This is a genomic window from Nocardia sp. NPDC058114 (assembly GCF_042884695.1).
Taxonomy (GTDB): domain Bacteria; phylum Actinomycetota; class Actinomycetes; order Mycobacteriales; family Mycobacteriaceae; genus Nocardia.
This window is the reverse complement of the sequence record NZ_JBHVTK010000007.1, coordinates 351,175-370,725: the sequence shown is the minus strand read 5'-3', so window position 1 is coordinate 370,725 and position 19,551 is coordinate 351,175. Positions and strand designations below refer to the sequence as shown.

The following is a 19,551-nucleotide window of genomic DNA, read 5'->3' as shown; positions in this document are numbered from 1 at the left end:
TCACGTCGCCGGGCTCGGCTGGTCCGCCACGAGCGGATCGTCCGGTGCGACCCTGACCGCGTCGGGGCCGCCCTCCAGCAGTAGCCGGAAGCCGTCTTCGTCGAGGATCTGAACGCCCAGCTCTTCGGCCTTGGCCGCTTTCGAACCGGGCGCCTCGCCGATCACCACGAACGCGGTCTTCTTCGACACCGAGCCCGCCGCCTTGCCGCCGCGAACGAGGATCGCCTCCTTCGCGCCGTCGCGGCTGAAGGTCTGCAGGGAGCCGGTGACGACGATCGACAGGCCGTCGAGGTTGCGTTCGATGGATTCGTCACGCTCGTCTTCCATCCGCACCCCGGCCGCTCGCCACTTGTCGACGATCGCGCGATGCCAGTCGACGGTGAACCATTCCACGACCGCGGCGGCGATAGTGGGGCCGACACCATCGGTGGCTGACAGTTCTTCTCCTGTCGCGGATTCGATGCGCTCGAGGTCCGCGAACTCGGCGGCCAACGCACGGGCCGCGGTCGGGCCGACATGGCGGATGGACAGCGCGACGAGCACCCGCCACAGCGGAGTGTCCTTGGCCGCTTCGAGGTTCGCGAGCAGGCGGGCACCGTTGGCCGAGAGGGTGCCGTCCTGTTTGGTGAACAACGGCACGCCGAGCAGATCCTGCGCGTCGAGGGCGAACAGGTCGCCCTCGTCGGTGATCGCGCCCGAGGTGAGCAGGTCGTTGGCGGCTTCGTAGCCGAGGGCCTCGATGTCGAAGGCGCCGCGTCCGGCCAGGTGGAAGACGCGTTCGCGCAGCTGGGCCGGGCAATGCCGCTGGTTGGGGCAGCGGATGTCGGCGTCGCCCTCCTTGGCGGGGGCGAGTTCGGTGGCGCACTCGGGGCAGTGCGTCGGCATGACGAATTCGCGTTCGGCACCGGTACGCGCGTCGACGACGGGCCCGAGGACCTCGGGAATCACATCACCGGCCTTGCGGATCGTGACGGTATCACCGATCAGCACACCCTTGCGCCGCACTTCGGCGGCATTGTGCAGGGTCGCCATCGACACGGTCGAGCCGGCGATCGAGACCGGCGCCATCACCGCGAACGGGGTGACCCGACCGGTGCGGCCGACGTTGACCTCGATGTTGAGCAGCGTGGTGGTGGCCTCTTCGGGCGGGTACTTGTAGGCGATGGCCCAACGTGGGGCACGGGAGGTGGAGCCGAGACGGCGTTGCAGGGCCGTCTCGTCGACCTTGATCACCTGACCGTCGATCTCGTGCTCGATGTCGTGGCGATGTTCGCCCCAGTAGGCGACCCGCTCGATGACCGCGTCGATGCCCTCGACCAGGCGGGTGTGGGCCGAGACCGGCAGGCCCCAGGCAGCCAGTGCCTGGTATGCCTCGTGCTGGGAGGCCGGGCGGTAACCCTCGATGCGGCCGAACCCGTGGCAGATCATCCGCAGCCGACGCTGGGCGGTGATCGCGGGATTCTTCTGGCGCAGCGATCCGGCGGCGGTATTGCGCGGATTCGCGTACGGCGGTTTGCCCTCGGCGACGATCTGAGCGTTCAACGTCTCGAAGTCCTCGAGCCGGAAATACACCTCGCCGCGTACTTCCAGGAGCTCCGGGATCGGGAATTCCTCGGTCGGGGTGAGCTCGGCGGGGATGTCTTCGATGGTGCGCGCGTTGAGGGTGACGTCCTCCCCTGTGCGCCCGTCACCGCGAGTCGCACCGCGCACCAGCTTGCCGTTCTCGTACACGAGGTTCAACGCGACGCCGTCGATCTTGACTTCGCACAGATAGTGCAGCCCGGACCCGGTTTCGGCTTCGACCCTGCTCGCCCAGGTGCGCAGTTCGTCGTAGTCGAACACGTTGTCCAGCGACAGCATCCGCTCGAGATGATCGACCGCGGTGAACTCGGTCGCGAATCCGCCGCCGACCAGCTGCGTGGGCGAGTCGGGAGTCCGCAGATCCGGATGCGCGTCCTCGAGAGCCTGCAATGCGCGCAGCAACGCGTCGAACTCACCGTCGGTGATGATCGGTGCGTCCCGCAGGTAGTAGCGGAACTGATGCCCACGCACCTCGTCGGCCAACTGTTGCCACTGCACCCGCTGCTCGGGCGTAGCCGCTTCGGCACTCACAGATACCGCGCTGTCGCTGTCACTCACCCACCAGAGGTTAGTCGAGCCCACCGACACATCCATGCACGTCGCAGCCGTGCGAAGACGAGATTTCGTGGAGATCGGCGGGAACTACGTCACCGACGACCGCGGCCCGAGCGCGACTGTTCCGGCCGCTCGACGGTGAGCGACTCCGGGTCCTCGGCGAAAGCGCGGGCAACGTCGGCGGCCAGCGCAAGGGCCTTGCGAGACCACGCGAGCGGAGCGCCCGCCAGACCGCAGGTCGGGGTGACCAGGACTCGAGTGAGGGCCGCACGAGGGAAGCCGAGATCGTCCACGAGCCGGACCGCGGGCTCGGCGGCGGTGCGCCAGGTGAGCGGGCTCGTGGGCGGTTCGGTGGGGACGAGTCCGAGGGCCAGCTTCTTGCCGGAGTCCACGGCTTCGCCGATGTCGTCGAAGTCGGCGGTGCTGATGGCCGACGCGTCGAAGGACAGAGCGGCGGCCGCCGTGCGGCGCAGGGTGGGCAGGGCCGGGCGGGCCGCGCAGGTGTGCAGGATGACCGGTCCCGGTTGGGCGTTGATCACGACGTCGAGAAAGTGGATCGCCTCCGGACCGGGCAGCGCGCGGACGGTGTTGAGCACGCTCGGGCCGGTCAGCGATCCGTCGAGAACCGTCGTCAACTGCGGTTCATCCAGTTGCACGACCACGTTCGCCCCGAGTCGCTTTCCGATCTCGGCGGCGTGCAGGGCCAGGCCCTCGGCCAGCGAGTCCGTGAGGTCGCGCAGCGCACCGCGATCGGTGAGAATGCGATGGCCGCCGGGCAGTTCGACCTCGGCGGCGAGGGTGAGCGGTCCGACCGACTGGATCTTGATCGCCCGGCCGGAACCGACGAGACCCGCTGTCTCCCAGGCTTCCTCGATCGCGTCGAGATCGACGCGCACGAAGTCGCGGGCCTTCCGCGAGACCGAACCCGGGCGGTCGGCGAGCCGGTAACCGCGGGTGGTCGCGTCGAACCGCAGATCCACCAGGAGCGCGGAGGCGCGTCCGATCATGTCGGTGCCGATCCCGCGTTCGGGGAGTTCGACGAGGTGGGGCAGTTCCGGCAGTTCACCGACGATGGTGGTCGCCGCCTCGAGTGGATCAGTGCCCGGCCAGGAACCGAGACCGGTGGCGAACGCCCCGGCGAGCAAGTCCACCGGCTCCGCCGCGGCCGGGTCGCCGGACTGCTCACTACCACGCCACAACGTCACGCGCTCAACACCTTTCGTGTCGTCTGGGTCAGTGGTCCACACCGGATCGGCATCGACCACCACGAACCGTGCGCCGCACCACGGCGCGGGCCGTCACCCGTCATCCTGCCGTGCGCGCCGACCGCCGGCGCACCCGCCACGACACGATCAGGCTGACGCCGCCGACGAATCGGACTCGATGCCCGCGGCACGGTCGGTGCCGTTGATGGTGCCGCTGCCGATCACGGTGTCGCCGCCGTCGGCATCGGGCAGGTACAGCACGATGGCCTGGCCCTTCGCGACGCCGGTGAGCGGCTCACGCAACCTGGCGACGAAACCGTCGCCCTCGGGCTCGACCACGGCCGGCGCGGTCCCGCCGTGCGCGCGCACCTGCACGACGCATTCGACCGACGAGGCCGGGCGCACGCCGGAAGTCCAGATCGCGCGGTCGGCGGTGACGATGTCGACCTGTAGATCCTCGACCGAACCGACCTTGACGGTCCCCGAATCGGGATCGATCCCGGTCACATACCGCGGCTTGCCGTCGGCGGCGGTGTGGCTCAGGCCGAGGCCCTTGCGCTGACCGACGGTGAACCCGTGCACACCCTCGTGACTACCGAGCACCGTGCCGTCGGAATCGACCAGCGCACCGGGCCGGATGCCGATCTTGGCACCGAGGAAGGCGCGGGTATCCCCGGACGGGATGAAACAGATGTCGTGGCTGTCGGGCTTGTTCGCCACCGCCAGCCCCCGCTCGGCGGCTTCCTCGCGGATCCGCGGCTTGGGGGTGTCGCCGACCGGGAACATCGCCCGCGCGAGCTGTTCGGCGGTGAGCACGGCCAACACGTAGGACTGGTCCTTGTCCGCGTCGACAGCACGACGCAGCACGCCCTCGTCGAGCCGCGCGTAATGCCCGGTCACCACCGCGTCGAAGCCCAGCGCCTGCGCGCGATCGGCCAGCGCGGAGAACTTGATCTTCTCGTTGCAGCGCAGACACGGGTTCGGGGTCTCCCCCGCGGCGTAGGCGGCGACGAAGTCGTCGATCACGTCTTCCTTGAACCGATCGGCGAAATCCCAGACGTAGAACGGGATCCCGAGCACATCGGCGGCGCGACGCGCGTCACCGGCGTCTTCCTTGGAGCAGCAACCCCGCGACCCGGTGCGCAGCGTGCCCGGGTTGGCCGACAGCGCCAGATGCACCCCCACCACCTCGTGCCCGGCGTCCACGGCCCGCGCCGCGGCCACCGCGGAATCGACACCACCACTCATCGCGGCGAGAACTCTCATCAGGCACCTCCTCTAGCGCCGGCCAGGCCTGCGGCCCTGGCCCGATCGATGACCTGCGGCAGCACGGTCAACAGTGTTTCGACATCGGCTCCGGTCGACGTGTGACCGAGCGTGAAGCGCAGCGAACTGCGCGCCTGCCACGGTTGCACACCCATCGCGATCAGCACATGGCTGGGCGAGGCGACGCCCGCGTTGCAGGCCGAACCGGTGGAGCATTCGACACCGGCGGCGTCGAGCAGCATGAGCAGCGAGTCACCCTCGCACCCGGGGAACGTGAAGTGAGCGTTGCCGGGCAGTCGTTGCGCGGGCCCGTTGAGCACGGCATCCGGCACCGCGGCCCGCACGCCGTCGATCAACTCGTCGCGCAACGCCCGCAATCGCTGAGCGCGCCCGGGCAGGTCGGTGACGGCATCGCGCAGCGCGGCGGCCATCCCGATCGCCGCGGCCACATCGGAGGTACCGGAGCGCAGGTCGCGTTCGTGCCCGCCGCCGTGCACCAGCGGCACACACGGCACGCTTCGACCCAGCAGCAGTACGCCGATCCCGTGCGGACCGCCGACCTTGTGTCCGGCCACGCTCAGCGCGGCCAGCCCGCTCGCGGCGAAGTCGACCGGAATCTGGGTCACCGCCTGAATGGCGTCGCTGTGCATCGGGATGTCGAATTCCTGTGCGACAGCGGCCAATTCGGCGATCGGCTCGATGGTCCCGACCTCGTTGTTGGCCCACATCACACTGACCAGCGCCACCTCATCGGCATGCGCGGCGAGTACCTCACGCAACACCTGCGGCGACACGACACCCTCGGCGTCGACCGGCAGCCAGCTGACCTGTGCACCCTCGTGCTTCTCGAGCCACTCGACCGCGTCGAGCACCGCGTGATGCTCGACCGAGCTGGTGACGATCCTGGTACGCCGCGGATCCGCCGCCCTGCGCCCCCAGAAGATCCCCTTGACGGCCAGATTGTCGCTCTCGGTGCCCCCGGAGGTGAAGATCACCTCGGACGGCCGAGCACCCAGATCAGCCGCGATCGACTCGCGCGCCTCCTCCAGCGACCGCCGCGCCGCCCGCCCCGAACCGTGCAGCGAGGACGCGTTGCCGACCGCCCCGAGGGCAGCCGTCATCGCCTCGACGGCGGCGGGCAACATCGGAGTGGTCGCCGCGTGATCGAGGTAGACCGTCTTGGGCGCACCGCTGACCGGACCCGAATAAGCCGACTTCATGACCGACAAAGCCTATACCACCGCTGACCTGGTCATCTTCGGGGTCCACCCCTGCTTCCTACGATTTTTCGACGATTTACCCAGGATCTTCAACCCGAGCGCAGCTGCCGAATATTCCCCAATGCGCCCCACACCAGGTCTTCAACCACGCCAGAGCAGGCACGGAACGCGCGTCAGCATCGTTACTCCACCCGGTGCGACTCGTCCGAGGCATCGCATCCGGGGCCATCCGCTCCCTTCGAATTCACGACAACGACTGCTGGACTCCTGTCGCTCACGGTCCCCGCACGATCGTTCGGCTGCCCTGCTCCACTGCATCGAGGGCTCGCATCGCCCAGAGTCGAGGACCAACGAGCTGCCACGAACGCCGACTCCACTCGCCACCTTGCGGGATATCCGACCGGATCCGACCGGGGTGCCACGTGGGCCACCCAAATCACATACAGCGGCCTAGATGCTCTGCGACCGCACTTCATGACTAACGGTTACCGACGATCTGCAGTGATCGGAGGTCGGGCCGACTACTGATCTCGTACGCGGGCTGTCGTTGCGCCGACGGAAGTTCCGAAATCGCCTTCGGCCGCAGGTCACGCAGGTGAACGCGGAGATTCGTACAAGCTTGTCGCGGTCTTGGGGTCGCCTCTCCAGAACTACGGGACGAGCTCGGCGGCATCTTCAGGGCCTGGTTCGCGGTATGTGAGGAGGCCGAGGCGTGTTCAAGCCAGCCTCCCGGGATGGCCGCGGCGTGCCGCCGGTTGCACGAGGCGCAGCTGGTCACGCCGGACATGGGCGTCCTCGGCGACGGAGTTGTTGCCGGCCGGTCGATCCGGCCTGGACCTCTGGGTCGCGCTGGGACGTGGGCCCGGTATGCCCGCATCACCTTGTCCATGCCGGGGCCGACCCCGTTCGCGATATCGAAATACCTTGCCGCAAAAGAGGATCCACCGATCTCAATGACGGTATGATCTTCCTGACACCAATGGTGAAGGTGACTCAGGCGGAAGCCGCGGACGCGGTGCCACACCGCGGCCAACCTGTTGCCGCCGCGGGTATGCGAGGGGTCGGTGACTCGATGAAGCGGATCGCATTTCTCTATACTGACGAATTCCATTGGTCTGCCCCCTATCTCGATGTGGCGCTATCTCGGCTTGGTGCAGAGATCACGGCAAAGCTGTTCTTCATCGAAAATGAGCGTGGAGTACAAGATTTTCCTGTCGAAGCGGAGCAACTGAAGCCAGGAATGGACTGCGACCAACTCGTCGACAAACTTCTCGAGTGGGGTGCGGATGGCGTAATTTCGCTCCCCATGTACGATCAGGAAACGATGCGTGACGCGGTGGTGAAAGATCATCTCGCCGACCGCGGAATACCCATGATTATGCACCGTCCGGAAGTGATCCGGATGTTCAGCAGCAAATGGGACACCAAGGAAGTCGTCCGCAGGTTCGGGATCGAGGCATCCGACGGAATCCTCATCGACGGGGACCTCCTGAACGGTCGGGGCCCTGCTGTTTACGGCTACCCAGCGTACGTGCGGCGTCGGGCATTGGAACTCGGGTTCCCGTTGCTGGTCAAGCCCCTGTGGGATTGCGGCGCCAACGGGATATGTTTCATCGAGAACGAACTCGCATTGATAAATTACCTTCAAGAGCCGTATGACGGCAACGCGGTTCTGGAGCAGTGCCTCGAAGGTGAACTGTGCTCGGTCGAGATCGTCGGGCATGACGGGTCCTACATTATCCAGCCGCTTATCTGGAAAGGGAAAACCGGATCAGCACCGCCCTTCATGGCGTCCGATCGTTTTCGTTACTGCATACCACGTCGAGAAGCGGACGATACTTTCGCTCCAATCGCCGCTCGGCTGCGAACAATGTGCACCACACTCGGCGTCGAGGGCGTAATAGAGGTAGAGATGATCTACGTCGAGAATACATATCGGGTAATCGAGATCAATCCACGGCTGTCCGGAACGACGACACTGTCCATCGCAGCCTCCGACTGTGACACATATGGATGCTTGGTCGCAATGCTCTTAGGCAATTGGACAGAGGAGTACGCGCGTTCCGGGGAGCGAAGGATGCGCAGCGCATTTCAGTTCCCGGTACTACGGCTGACCGATGAGCTGGTCTATGCTTTGGAGCTAGATTTCGGTCTGGTCAGGACGCGGAGCTTCACATTTCGGGGCCGGGAGTTTCATGACGTCGTTGTTACGTGTGAGTTCACCGAGACCGCACTGCTGAAGAGCAAGCTGGCGTCGCTTCAGTCCAGGTTCAACCTGCTCACGCGCGCCTTGGCAGCAGAAGCCGACGGAGTGATAACTTCCTCGCTGACTGAACTCCCGTTATTCGATGTGCGATAACTCCCCGATGGGAGAGCGATTTGAGGAGCTGCAAATGATAATCGATCGCGCCGTATCGTCGGATGTGGAACAGGTGCTAGCAATGCGATCCGAGGCGGCCGCGTGGCTTCGCCGACTCGGAACCGACCAGTGGTCAGTGGAACCTGATGGCTTCCGGACACATGTGCTTGCGGGAATCGAGGCCGGCGAGACATGGATGCTGCGGGAAGGATCGGAGACTGTCGCAACTATCACGATCGATTCCCGCCCAGACCCCCTGCTGTGGACAGCGGATGAGCAGGCAGAGTCGGCGTCCTACCTGAAGAGGCTGATAGTCCGCCGGTCTCATGCCGGATGCGGCTTGGGGGCTCAGCTCTTGAAGTGGGGTCTTGATCGCTCCGCCAACATAGGAGTCTCATGGTATCGATGCGATGTTTGGACGACCAACATCGCACTCCAGGACTATTATCGACGGCTTGGCTTCACACTTGTCCGGGCGATCGCCCGTGACGACCTCCCGTCCAGCGCGCTCTTCCAGCGTCGGCCGCTGGAAGCCGCGCATCCGATCTTTGCCAACCGCGATGATGACCACCGTGTGTAATAGCGCGAACGCTACCGATTTCCAGTGACCTGTGAACCGATTTCAGTCCTGGACAAGCGTTCGGTCCCAGTCCTGGTCGGCGCCGACGAGGTGAATGCCGAACTCCCTCACCAGAAGGTCCGCGAGATCGAACTCGGCGTCCATCGACGCCGCCAGCCACAGGCGGAGCGGCTCATCGAGTGTCGCATCGAGCATGCGCTCCATCTCCGGCAGACTTGCGTGCTCGGCCTGGACAATCGACGCGAGGAAAAGCTGGACCGCGTCGGAGTCGAGAGTCGGCAACCGGCCGAGGTTCTTGCTGGCGAACCGGATCCAGTCCGGGTCGATGTCGATCATTGCCTCATCGAGCAGCGTGGTGCAATCGTTCGTACGCAGCCGGTGTCCGCCGCGCTCGCAGGCGAGACGGACAACAACACGATCCCTCGCCTGAACGCCTATCCGATACGCAGTCGCGGCATATGCCCGCCGCAATTCCGGGTCGGTGTCGAATTGAAGAAGAAAGCGAAAAATGTCTGCGTCTTCCGCGGCGACCAGCCTGGCCCGAAGCTCCGGAGAAATCACTGTGGGCGCATCCACGCAGAGAGCGAACAGCGCGGGAACTTCCGCGACACGACCTGCACGGAGAAGCTCGTTGGCGTGTGCGGCGAAATCGGTGACGGGACCTGATCGGCCCGAGGACTTGACCATTGCGGCCAACTCTCTCAGCTGCCGTTCCGCGAATGCCCGGTCGAATGCCCGCGCCAACTCGTCCTGCCGCAGCTCGCCGATCGGCTCGTTCGGAAAAGACCGAAGCAATTCGGTCACGGTGGCGTACCGTCCTGCGCGGAGCAGCGTTCGCAATCCTGCTCGACCAGCCTCAACGCTGAATCTTACCGGCACGCCGGAGAGCTGCCGGACGTAGTCTGCGGCACCGAGACGACCCGTCGAAACCAGGACGTCGTAACTACATCGGGCGGCTTCCTCGCTGATCCGTGGCAGCACGCCGGTCATCTTGGAAATATCCTCGATCCCCGTGACGTTGCCGCGCTTGGCCAATGCCTGATACGCCTCGGCCAGCGACTCGGGAGCCATGTCACCGCTGTGGGGCAGTACGCCGTACAGGAAACAGAAATCGTCGGCTCGGCAGTCTCTCAGGGCACGATCTCTAGCGGCGGCGAGCTCGAGTGGATCGAGCGAGGTCAATACATCGGTGCGCGCGGCGAGCTGTTGGAGAATGTAGTTGTCGTCGTGGCGGAGGAGCCATGATGCTTCGCGTAGGACAAGCGTTCGGGGAAGCGACGCCAGTCTGCCGGGCTCGTGCTCGCAGAGATGTCTCAAGAGTTCCCGATACGGGCGCACGCCGCCTCCCCGTCTTCGTCCGTGTGCTCCAGCAAATGTGAGTAGGGCTCCAAATAGGACGGGTCGGCGGTGCGGTCGAAGTTGACCATAGCCAGGCGCAAGCTGGGATCATAATCGGTGTGCCCCCGGAAATCGTTCTCTTCGTCAGCGAGCCCCTCGCTCCACAGCCCGGTGTAAACCGGAAGGCCCATACGGTGCCCGGCGACCGCAATCCGGTAGATGCTTTGAATTTTCGGCGGTACCCAGTCTCCCGGCCGGCTTACACGTTGAAGGTGTGAACCCTGGGCGATGTAGGTCGGGGTCAAATAGATGACCAAATCGACACCGTGCCGATCACATATCTCACCGAGATACTCCATAGTCGCGATCGCTTCCGCTACCCCCTGTTCCTCGCTCATACGTGGCGCAGGCTTGATCAGGACGTAAGAGGTGAGCCGCATACCGAGCTCGCCCAGCAGGGCGATGCGGTCCTCGAACATTCGTCGGCTGATCTTCTTCCGAAGTGTCACCTGCCGTACTTCGTCGTCCTGGGTTTCGAAACCGACGGTCAGATCAATTACCGATGCGGTCGTGCGGGCACGCACATCGATCAGACGACCCCGGCTTATGTACTCCGGGCGTGTTTCGAGCGATAACACCTCTAGGCTTTCCATGCTGGCCGCATGGTCGAGCAGGTGATGGAGAGAGTACGAATGGAAGCGTGTCGGGTCGAGTACCGATCCCTCGTTTCCGAATGAGAATTGCTGGAACGTGCCGATATGGTGCTGGTGGTCGTCGAACACCCCGGTGATCTGCTCATTGAGATCAGCAACCGAGACCGTACTGGTTGACGACCTCATCGGCAACGCACAATAGCTGCACTCGAACTGACATTTCCGAGTGTAGAAAGAGACCACCAAGTCGGTGCGGCCCAAGAACAGTCGCTTCCCGACATAGATAGGAACTCGCGAATTCGGTATCGATTGCATATGCCCGCCCCGAGTTGAGAGTCCGCCTGGGTATCCCTCAATAGTATGACCCAATTGCGCTGCGGGAGTGCATGTTTCGAGATATCGACACACGAATCGTGTGAACAGCCTGGATTCCACAAGTGCGACCGCCAGCCCGACTGCGCGCGGACGCGAGAGCGCGGGGCCCGGACAGCGGGTGCGCGCGACGTACGGAACAGGTTTCACACAAACTGCAGAGCGAACACGAACGCTGTCGGCACCGGTCCGGAGTGGCGGTTGATCTTCCGCGTCGCTGCGGCTGGTCGGGACCGTCTGGCCGAGCGCATCGCGGAGTCGCATCCGTGGAGCGGACCCGAGATCAGCGCGACACCGATGCCTTGGACGACCGAAACATACGCCCAGTGGGTCGAAAGCCCAACAGTGCCACAGGAATAGGCGCACGCGCCGCTGTGGCGCGGGCTAGAAGTCCGGGTCGGCCGGTGTCGCCCCTACCGGCGCAGAGCTGCGCGACCTCTTTCTGGGTCCGTTTCGGGTACAGACCCAGACCCACCATCGGCCCCGGAGATCCGTTCCCTCATCACGAATCCCAGGGGCGAGGTAGCCGGGGGCCCGGAAGTTGCGTGGGTGCGGTCTCCCACGTCACGAATCAGGTTGTCGCGGAGTGCGCCGACGGGACTACGCCGAGTTGCTGCATCATCCCGAGCGTGTCCCAGGACGCCCAACTCTCGATGATCTTGCCGTCCGCGAAGCGATTGATCGTAATTCCCTGAACAACCGCCGATTTGCCGGTGGCGGGCATACCCATCATCTCGCCGTCATTGGTTCCGGTTCCCGTCCATCGGGTGGTGACGAAGTCGCCTTCGGCGATCTGTTCGTTGATCAGGAACCGTTGATCCGAGAAAGCGGCGAGATACATCTGCACGAGCCGCCTGAGGCCTTCGGGGCCGTGGACCTCGGCGAACGGGTTCTGCGGATCGTGGTTGATGCAGTCGTCGGCCATGATTTCGTCGAAGACATCGAGGTCTCGCGAGTTCCACGCGTCGAAGATGCGCTTGGCTGAAGCCTTGTTCTGCTCTGACATGGCGTTTCCTAACTGGTAGTGACGCCGAACCGGCGAAGGGGCTCGTCACTACAGGCAGCCTTCGCCACGCCCGGCGTTCAGCACGGTGTGACGCTCGGGCCGACGGAAACCAGCCGTCACAGCCCGATACGAGGACGTTGCCATCACGGAGGATGCCCGCCCCGGATGTTGCCCGGCAAGCACTCAACTCCCCACCGGGCGCAAACCTTGAAGCCGGTGTACGGAATAATTGTGCGCCTTTTTCGCAAGCAAGGTAAGAGGCGACCACGTACACGTTCGATGTCTTTTCCAGCCTCGACGGCGATATCCAGGAACTCGTCTACCGGCCGACCCGGCACGGCTGAGATCAGGTGTGCGGTTCCCGGGTTCGGTGCGTGTCAGAATGCGCCCATGACCATCAAGTTCGACGCGCTCGATGCCGCGTTGCTGGCCGAACTGGCCCGTGACCCGCGGGCGCCGATTCTCGAGCTGGCGCAGCGACTCGGGGTCGCCCGCAATACCGTGCAGGCGCGGATGAAGCGGCTCGAGGCATCGGGTGCCGTACGGGGTTATCCGCCCGATATCGATGTGCAGGCCATCGGGTTCGCGGTGCACGCCTTCCTTGGCATCGAACTCGATCAGAACAAGATGGATCCGATCATCGAGACGCTGCGCGGGTTCCCGCACGTCCTCGAGGTGCACGCCACCACCGGCCGCGCCGATCTGCTGGTGCGCATCGCCGCGCAATCGCAGCAGGATCTCCTGGAGATCATCCAGCGGGTGCACGCCATCGACGGCGTGAACCACACCGAGACCATGCTCGCCCTGGCCACGCCGATCGGGTATCGGAGCCTGCCACTGGTCGAGCATCTGACGAACCGGACGAATCAGCCGTGATGTGACCCAGGTCTCTCGCGCTCGAGCAGATTGATACATCCAGCTCAGTGGTACAGATCACTTTTGAGCAGACTGATCAACTATTCGACTGACTGTTGACACCGATTGCCCTCCACGGCACATTTCGCAGCACCGATAGCAAGTTCCTTCGTTGCGCAGCTCACGATCTGGGTTGTGGAAAGTGTGGTGAGGCGTTCATGACCACCGTCGTCTGTGCGACTGCTCGACCGTCGGCCGAGCCGGCCGCGCCCTACGACCTCGCCGATCGCTACCGCTCCGGCGCGGGCCCGGTGCTGCTGACCGGGGTCCAGGCCATCGCCCGGCTGCTGGTGGAACAGCATGTGCGCGATATTCGCGCCGGTCGCCGCGTCGCGACGTTCGTCTCCGGCTACCAGGGCAGCCCGCTGGGCGGGGTGGACAAGATGCTGCTCGGCATGCCGGAGGTACTCACCGAGCACGACATCACCTTCGTCCCCGGGTTCAACGAGGAACTGGCCGCCACCGCGGTCTGGGGCAGCCAGGCCGAGTTGCCCGCCGGGCGGCCGACCCACGACGGCGTGGTCGGTGTCTGGTACGGCAAGGGTCCTGGCGTCGACCGCGCGACCGACGCCATCCGGCACGCCAACATGTACGGCGTGAATCCGCGCGGCGGCGTGCTGCTGCTGGTGGGCGATGATCCGGCCTCGAAATCGTCGACCGTGCCCGCGGTGAGCGAACGCTCGCTGGCCGCGATGGGGGTGCCCGTTCTGTTCCCGCGCAATGCCGAGGAGATCATCACCCTCGGTATGCAGGGCATCGCGATGTCGCGGGCCTCGGGGTGCGTGGTGGCGTTGAAGATCGTGGCCGATGTCGCCGACGGGGCGTGGACGGTCGACGAGGGCGTGGCCGACCTCGCCCTGACGGTGCCCGAAGTGCAGTGGGAGGGAACGCCTTTCGTCTATCGACAGCGACCGATGGCGGCGCCGACCGACAGCGTGCTCGCCGAAGCGGACCTCTACGGGCCACGCTGGGCGACGGTGCACGCCTACGGTGCGGCCAACGCTCTCGACGTCGTCGAGGTGGACCCGGCCGAGGCGAAGGTGGGGATCGCGGCCACCGGCACCACCTTCGACGCGGTCCGCCAGGCTCTGCTGGATCTGGGTGTCGACGAGGCGAGCATGCACCGCGCCGGAATCCGGTTGCTGCGCATCGGCATGCCCTATCCGCTGGGCACGGCCGCGCTCACCGAGTTCGCCCGCGGGCTCGAGCAGTTGATCGTCGTCGAGGACAAGACCGCGTTCATCGAAACGCAGGTCCGCGAGATCCTCTACGGCACCCCGGACGCGCCGCGCGTGCTCGGCAAGCGCGACGAGCGCGGCGCGCGCCTGATGCCGGTCGACGGCGAGCTCACCGCCGGACGGCTGCTGGCGCCGCTGCGCCGGGTGCTGCGCGGACAGGTGGAGCTGAAACGGGCAGCGCCCCCGGCACTTCCACTGGAGGTTCTCTCCGCCAAGCGGACGCCCTATTTCTGCAGCGGCTGCCCGCACAACCGCTCCACCGCCCTGCCCGACGGCTCGATCGGCGGCGGTGGCATCGGCTGTCACACGCTGGTCACCATGTCCGGGCGCACCGACAGCGCGGTCACCGGGCTCACCCAGATGGGCGGTGAGGGCAGCCAGTGGATCGGGCAGGCGCCGTTCACCGATGTGCCGCATCTGTTCCAGAACATCGGCGACGGCACCTTCTTCCATTCCGGGCAGCTGGCGATCCAGGCCTGCGTCGCGGCCGGGGTGAACATCACCTACAAGCTGCTCTGGAACGAGGTCGTCGCGATGACCGGCGCCCAGGACGTGGAGGGTGGGATCACCGTCGCGCAGCTCACCCACAAACTCACCACCGAGGGTGTCCGCAAGATCGTCATCTGCGCCGATGAGCCGAAGCGGCACAGCAAGCGAGCGCTGGCGAAGGGCACGCTGCTCCTGCATCGCGACCGGCTCGACGAGGCGCAGAAACTGCTGCGCGAGATCGAGGGCGTCACGGTGCTGATCTATGACCAGCACTGCGCCGCCGACGCCCGCAGGCAGCGCAAGCGCGGAACACTGCCGACCCGCAACACCCGGGTGGTGATCAACGAGGCCGTGTGTGAGGGCTGCGGTGATTGCGGCGCCAAGTCGAACTGCCTGTCGGTGCAGCCGGTCGAGACCGAGTTCGGGCGCAAGACCCGCATCGATCAGACCTCGTGCAACACCGATTACAGCTGCTTGGACGGCGATTGCCCGTCCTTCGTGACGGTGGAGGTGGATCCGGCCAAGGGCAAGTCCCAGCGGCGCGAACCCGTCGAGCCGCCCGCCGTGGCCGATCCGGGCGTGGGCGCGCCGACCCGCACGCAGAACGTGCTGATCGCCGGAATCGGGGGCACCGGCATCGTGACGGTGAACCAGGTCCTGGCCACCGCCGCCCTGCGCGCAGGCTACGAGGTGGAGAGCCTGGACCAGATCGGCCTGAGCCAGAAGGCCGGCCCGGTGCTGTCCCACCTGCGGTTCTCCACAACGGAATTGGAGCCGGCCAACCGGCTCACCCCCGGCAGCGCCGACTGCCTGCTCGCCGTCGACCTGCTCACCGCCACCGACCCCCGCTACCTCCAGTACGGCGACGCGGCGAGCACCGTGGCAGTGGCGTCGACGAGCCAGACCCCGACCGGCGACATGGTCTTCGACAAGTCGGTGGCCTACCCCGCGACGGACACTCTGCTGGATCGGCTTGCCACGGCGACGAATTCGATCAGTCACTTCGACGCGCTCGCGGCGGCACTGACGCTGTTCGGGAACACGGCAGCGGCCAATTTCCTGATCGTGGGCGCGGCCGTCCAGAACGGCGGGCTGCGCCTGCCGGTCGCGGCGATCGAGGAGGCCATCGGGATCAACGGTGTCGCGGTGAACGCCACCATCGCGGCGTTCCGGTGGGGGCGGGTCGCCGTCGCCGATCCGGCGGCGTTCGCGGCGGCGGTCGACACAGGCCGACCGCGGCGCACCCAGCCGGTGGCGCCCGCGGAGTTGCTGGCGAACACCAGCTTCGAGGGCGAGGTGCGCCGGGTCGTGGAACTGCGAGCGGCTCAGCTGATCGGCTACCAGAACGCGAAGGTGGCACACCGTTACCTCGAGACGGTCGAATCCGTTTGGGCGGCAGAACGTTCGGTCACCGAGCGCACCGAGTTCAGTGAGGCGGTCGCGCGGGGGCTGTTCAAATTCACGGCCTACAAGGACGAGTACGAGGTGGCTCGGCTGCTCGTGGACCCGGACTTCCTCGCCGATGTGCAAGCCCAGGTACCCGGCGGCGAGAAGCTCACCTACAAGCTGCACCCGCCGATGCTGCGTGCGTTGGGCCGCGACAAGAAGATCGGTCTGCGGCCGAAGTCGCATGTGGCGCTGAAGGTTCTGGCCAAGGGCAAGTTCCTGCGCGGCACCAGGCTCGACCCCTTCGGCTACGCCCATGTCCGCAAGGTCGAACGCGAACTGCTGGCCCACTACACCGACATGGTGCGTCGGCTGGCACACGATCTGACCACCGAGAACTACGAAACAGCCACTGCGGCAGCCGCACTGACCGACGTCGTGCGCGGCTACGAGGACATCAAGCTCGGCAATGTCGAGCTCTACCGCGCACAGCTGCGCGAGCTCGGCATCGACTCCTGACGGGAGACGTTGCCACCGAGCCCACGGCACCATCCACCTCCGCGTTCGCTCGACCACGTCCTCACCGCCACACGAACCCAGCCACTGCGACGTGCACCGCCGCGGCAAGCGGCTGAGCACATCGCCGCGCCGCAGCGCACCCGCGCCACCACTACGTCGCCGCACCAGCGGCACAACTGAAACTGCCGCGGACCCGCGGCACCACAACCCCGCAGCCCAGGGCACAACCCTGGTGCGCGGAACCGGAAAGGAAATCGACAGTGACCGTTGCGCACACCGAAGCAGGAGTCTTCGGCCGATCGCACGAGCTCAGCGCCCGCGCCCACGAGCAGGTCGTGTTCTGCGAGGACGACAGATCCGGGCTGAAGGCGATCATCGCGATCCACTCGACCGCACTCGGCCCCGCCCTCGGCGGTACCCGCTTCTACCCGTACGCCGATGAATCCGCGGCTCTGCAAGACGTGCTGCGACTGTCCTGGGGAATGACGTACAAGGCCGCGGCGGCGGGGGTGGATCTCGGTGGCGGCAAAGCGGTGATCATCGGCGATCCGGCCACCCACAAGAGCGAGGACCTGCTCGCCGCCTACGGGCGGTTCGTCGAAACCCTCGGTGGGCGCTACATCACCGCCGGTGACGTGGGCACGAACACCGACGATCTGGATGTCATCGGTCGGCACACGAGCCACGTCACCGGCCGCAGTGTCGGCGCGGGCGGCAGCGGCGACAGTGCCCGGCTGACCGCGCTCGGCGTCTTCCACTCGATGCGCGCCGGAGCCGAGTTCGTGTGGGGCGCACCGACACTGGCCGGGCGCACGGTCGGCGTCGAGGGTGTCGGCAAGGTGGGGCGCGAACTCACCGCCCTGCTGCTCGCCGACGGCGCCGAGGTCTGCGTGACCGATGTGAACGAGGCGGCGCTGCGGCGCATCACCGACGAACTGCCCGCCGTCCGGCTGCTGTCGACAGTGTCCACCGCGCCGGTCGACGTGTACGCCCCCTGCGCGATGGGCGCCACCCTCACCGCGGCGAGCGCCGCGACGATCGAGGCGAAGCTCATCTGCGGTGCGGCGAACAACCAACTCGCGACACCCGAGGTCGAGCAGGCGCTCACCGACCGCGGCATCACCTGGGTGCCCGATTTCGTGGCCAATGCCGGTGGCCTCATCCAGGTGGCCGGTGAACTGCGCGCCGCCACCCCGGCCGAGGTCGAAGCCGAGGTCGCCGACATCTACCCGCGCTGCCGCGAGATCATCGCCGCCGCCATCACCGAGGGGATCGGGACCGGCGCCGCCGCCAACCGATTCGCCGAGCGCCGTCTCGATGCCATTCCGAGGTCGCTGCGATGATGAACAAGAGCAGCCTGTTCCGGACCAAGTCGGTCGAACAGTCGATCCGGGACACCGACGATCCGGATGCCAAGCTCCGCAAGGATCTGACGGCGAAGGACCTGACGATCTTCGGTGTGGCGGTCGTGATCGGCGCGGGCATCTTCACCCTCACCGCGCGCACCGCGGGCACGGTGGCGGGACCGGCGGTGTCGCTGGCCTTCGTCTTCGCCGCGATCGCGTGCGGGCTCACCGCGCTGTGCTACGCGGAGTTCGCCTCGACCGTGCCGGTGGCAGGTAGCGCGTACACCTTCGCCTACGCCACCTTCGGCGAGGTGATCGCCTGGATCATCGGCTGGGATCTGATCCTGGAGTTCGCGCTCGCGGTGTCGGTGGTCGCCAAGGGCTGGTCACAGTACCTCGGCGAAGTGCTCGGATCATCGGCGCCGGTGCTCCACCTCGGCACGGTGAAGTTCGACTGGGGCGCGGTGGTGATCATCGCGGTGGTCGGCGTGCTGCTGGCCACCGGGACCAAGCTGTCGTCGCGGGTGTCGGCCATCGCCGTCGCGATCAAGCTGGGTGTGATCGCGCTGGTGCTGGTCGTCGGCGCGACGTATTTCAAGCCGTCGAACCTGACCCCCTACATCCCGCCGGCGCAGCCGTCGGAGAAGGCCGAGGGGATGCACCAGTCGCTGTTCGCCTTCCTCACCGGCTCCGGTGGCACCAGCTACGGCTGGTACGGGCTGCTCGCCGCGGCCAGCCTGGTGTTCTTCGCCTTCATCGGCTTCGACGTGGTCGCCACCACCGCCGAGGAGACGCGCAACCCACAGCGCGACGTCCCGCGCGGCATTCTGGCGTCGCTGGCGATCGTGACGGTGCTCTACATCGCGGTCTCGCTGGTCCTCACCGGCATGGTGTCCTACACCGAACTGGCCGACGGCAACGCCACATTGGCCACCGCCTTCGCCATCCACGGCGCCACCTGGGTGAAGAACATCATCGCCATCGGCGCGCTGGCCGGGCTGTCGACCGTGGTGATGGTGATGTTCCTCGGCCAGACCCGGGTGCTGTTCGCCATGGCCCGCGACGGTCTGCTGCCTCGCGGTCTCGCGCAGACCGGCAAGAAGGGCACACCCGTGCGGCTGACCGTGCTCGTCGGTGTGGTGTGCGCACTGCTGGCCGGTTTCGTCGAGTTCGGCACGCTGGAGGAAATGGTCAATATCGGCACACTGGTCGCGTTCGTCCTGGTGTCGATCGGGGTGCTGGTGCTGCGTCGCACCCGTCCGGATCTGCCGCGCGGGTTCCGCGTTCCGTTCGTCCCGGTGGTTCCCGTTCTCGGCGCTCTGGCCTGCGTGTGGCTGATGGTCAACCTCTCGATCGAGACCTGGCTGCGCTTCGTGATCTGGATGGCACTCGGTGTCATCGTGTACTTCGCCTACGGGCGCAGGCACTCGGTGCTCGGTCGCAGGCGACCCGATTCCGCGGAACCGGAACTGACACCGGTTCGATAGACCCGCTGCACACCCGGGGCCCGGCGATTCGGTGGA

Annotated in this window: 14 protein-coding genes; 7 read left to right on the top strand and 7 right to left on the bottom strand. The window is 66.1% G+C overall.

The window, feature by feature from the left end:
• The 4 genes from ligA to ACFVVI_RS25985 all read right to left on the bottom strand — a co-directional run bounded on the left by ligA (position 1) and on the right by ACFVVI_RS25985 (position 5,827).
• Positions 1 to 2,139 (bottom strand): NAD-dependent DNA ligase LigA, encoded by a 2,139-nt coding sequence (gene ligA, locus ACFVVI_RS26000; protein WP_387447258.1) that lies wholly within the window; start codon positions 2,137 to 2,139, stop codon positions 1 to 3.
• A gap of 89 nt (positions 2,140 to 2,228) precedes the next feature.
• On the bottom strand, positions 2,229 to 3,287 hold the full coding sequence (locus ACFVVI_RS25995) for a methionine synthase (protein WP_387447285.1): 1,059 nt from the start codon (positions 3,285 to 3,287) through the stop codon (positions 2,229 to 2,231).
• A 201-nt stretch (positions 3,288 to 3,488) separates the two neighbouring features.
• Positions 3,489 to 4,607 carry a tRNA 2-thiouridine(34) synthase MnmA gene (gene mnmA, locus ACFVVI_RS25990; protein WP_378991583.1) on the bottom strand — a complete coding sequence of 373 codons (1,119 nt, stop codon included), beginning with the start codon at positions 4,605 to 4,607 and terminating at the stop codon, positions 3,489 to 3,491.
• On the bottom strand, positions 4,607 to 5,827 hold the full coding sequence (locus ACFVVI_RS25985) for a cysteine desulfurase family protein (protein WP_378991581.1): 1,221 nt from the start codon (positions 5,825 to 5,827) through the stop codon (positions 4,607 to 4,609). Before ACFVVI_RS25985 ends, mnmA begins: the two co-directional genes overlap by 1 nt.
• A gap of 961 nt (positions 5,828 to 6,788) precedes the next feature.
• Between ACFVVI_RS25985 and ACFVVI_RS25980 the strand changes: the two genes are divergently transcribed.
• Complete coding sequence (locus ACFVVI_RS25980) at positions 6,789 to 8,186, top strand: ATP-grasp domain-containing protein (RefSeq protein ID WP_387447257.1); 1,398 nt, start codon at positions 6,789 to 6,791, stop codon at positions 8,184 to 8,186.
• A 34-nt stretch (positions 8,187 to 8,220) separates the two neighbouring features.
• Positions 8,221 to 8,766, top strand: coding sequence for a GNAT family N-acetyltransferase (locus tag ACFVVI_RS25975; protein WP_387447255.1), 546 nt, complete (start codon positions 8,221 to 8,223; stop codon positions 8,764 to 8,766).
• 42 nt (positions 8,767 to 8,808) lie between these two features.
• Here the strand turns inward: ACFVVI_RS25975 and ACFVVI_RS25970 are convergent, their stop codons facing one another.
• Both ACFVVI_RS25970 and ACFVVI_RS25965 read right to left on the bottom strand, forming a co-directional pair.
• Positions 8,809 to 10,104, bottom strand: coding sequence for a hypothetical protein (locus tag ACFVVI_RS25970; protein WP_387447253.1), 1,296 nt, complete (start codon positions 10,102 to 10,104; stop codon positions 8,809 to 8,811).
• Entirely contained in the window at positions 10,080 to 10,943 is an 864-nt protein-coding gene (locus ACFVVI_RS25965) for a hypothetical protein (RefSeq protein ID WP_387447251.1), read from the bottom strand. The genes ACFVVI_RS25970 and ACFVVI_RS25965 overlap by 25 nt, the downstream gene beginning before the upstream one ends.
• Positions 10,944 to 11,117: 174 nt before the next feature.
• Between ACFVVI_RS25965 and cutA the strand changes: the two genes are divergently transcribed.
• Positions 11,118 to 11,489: a divalent cation tolerance protein CutA gene (cutA, locus tag ACFVVI_RS25960; protein ID WP_387447249.1), complete on the top strand. Its 372-nt coding sequence runs from the start codon at positions 11,118 to 11,120 to the stop codon at positions 11,487 to 11,489.
• Between the two features lie 211 nt (positions 11,490 to 11,700).
• Here the strand turns inward: cutA and ACFVVI_RS25955 are convergent, their stop codons facing one another.
• Complete coding sequence (locus tag ACFVVI_RS25955) at positions 11,701 to 12,135, bottom strand: ester cyclase (protein ID WP_378991573.1); 435 nt, start codon at positions 12,133 to 12,135, stop codon at positions 11,701 to 11,703.
• 390 nt (positions 12,136 to 12,525) lie between these two features.
• On the opposite strand from ACFVVI_RS25955, the gene ACFVVI_RS25950 reads away from it, so the two are divergent.
• The 4 genes from ACFVVI_RS25950 (at position 12,526) to ACFVVI_RS25935 (ending at position 19,515) form a co-directional block, all read left to right on the top strand.
• Positions 12,526 to 13,011: an Lrp/AsnC family transcriptional regulator gene (locus ACFVVI_RS25950; RefSeq protein ID WP_378633322.1), complete on the top strand. Its 486-nt coding sequence runs from the start codon at positions 12,526 to 12,528 to the stop codon at positions 13,009 to 13,011.
• Between the two features lie 197 nt (positions 13,012 to 13,208).
• A complete protein-coding gene (locus tag ACFVVI_RS25945) occupies positions 13,209 to 16,682 on the top strand; it encodes an indolepyruvate ferredoxin oxidoreductase family protein (RefSeq protein WP_387447247.1) in 3,474 nt (1,157 codons plus the stop codon).
• 260 nt (positions 16,683 to 16,942) lie between these two features.
• Positions 16,943 to 18,025: a Glu/Leu/Phe/Val dehydrogenase dimerization domain-containing protein gene (locus tag ACFVVI_RS25940; protein WP_378991570.1), complete on the top strand. Its 1,083-nt coding sequence runs from the start codon at positions 16,943 to 16,945 to the stop codon at positions 18,023 to 18,025.
• Complete coding sequence (locus ACFVVI_RS25935; RefSeq protein ID WP_378991568.1) at positions 18,022 to 19,515, top strand: APC family permease; 1,494 nt, start codon at positions 18,022 to 18,024, stop codon at positions 19,513 to 19,515. Before ACFVVI_RS25940 ends, ACFVVI_RS25935 begins: the two co-directional genes overlap by 4 nt.
• Positions 19,516 to 19,551 lie beyond the last annotated feature (36 nt).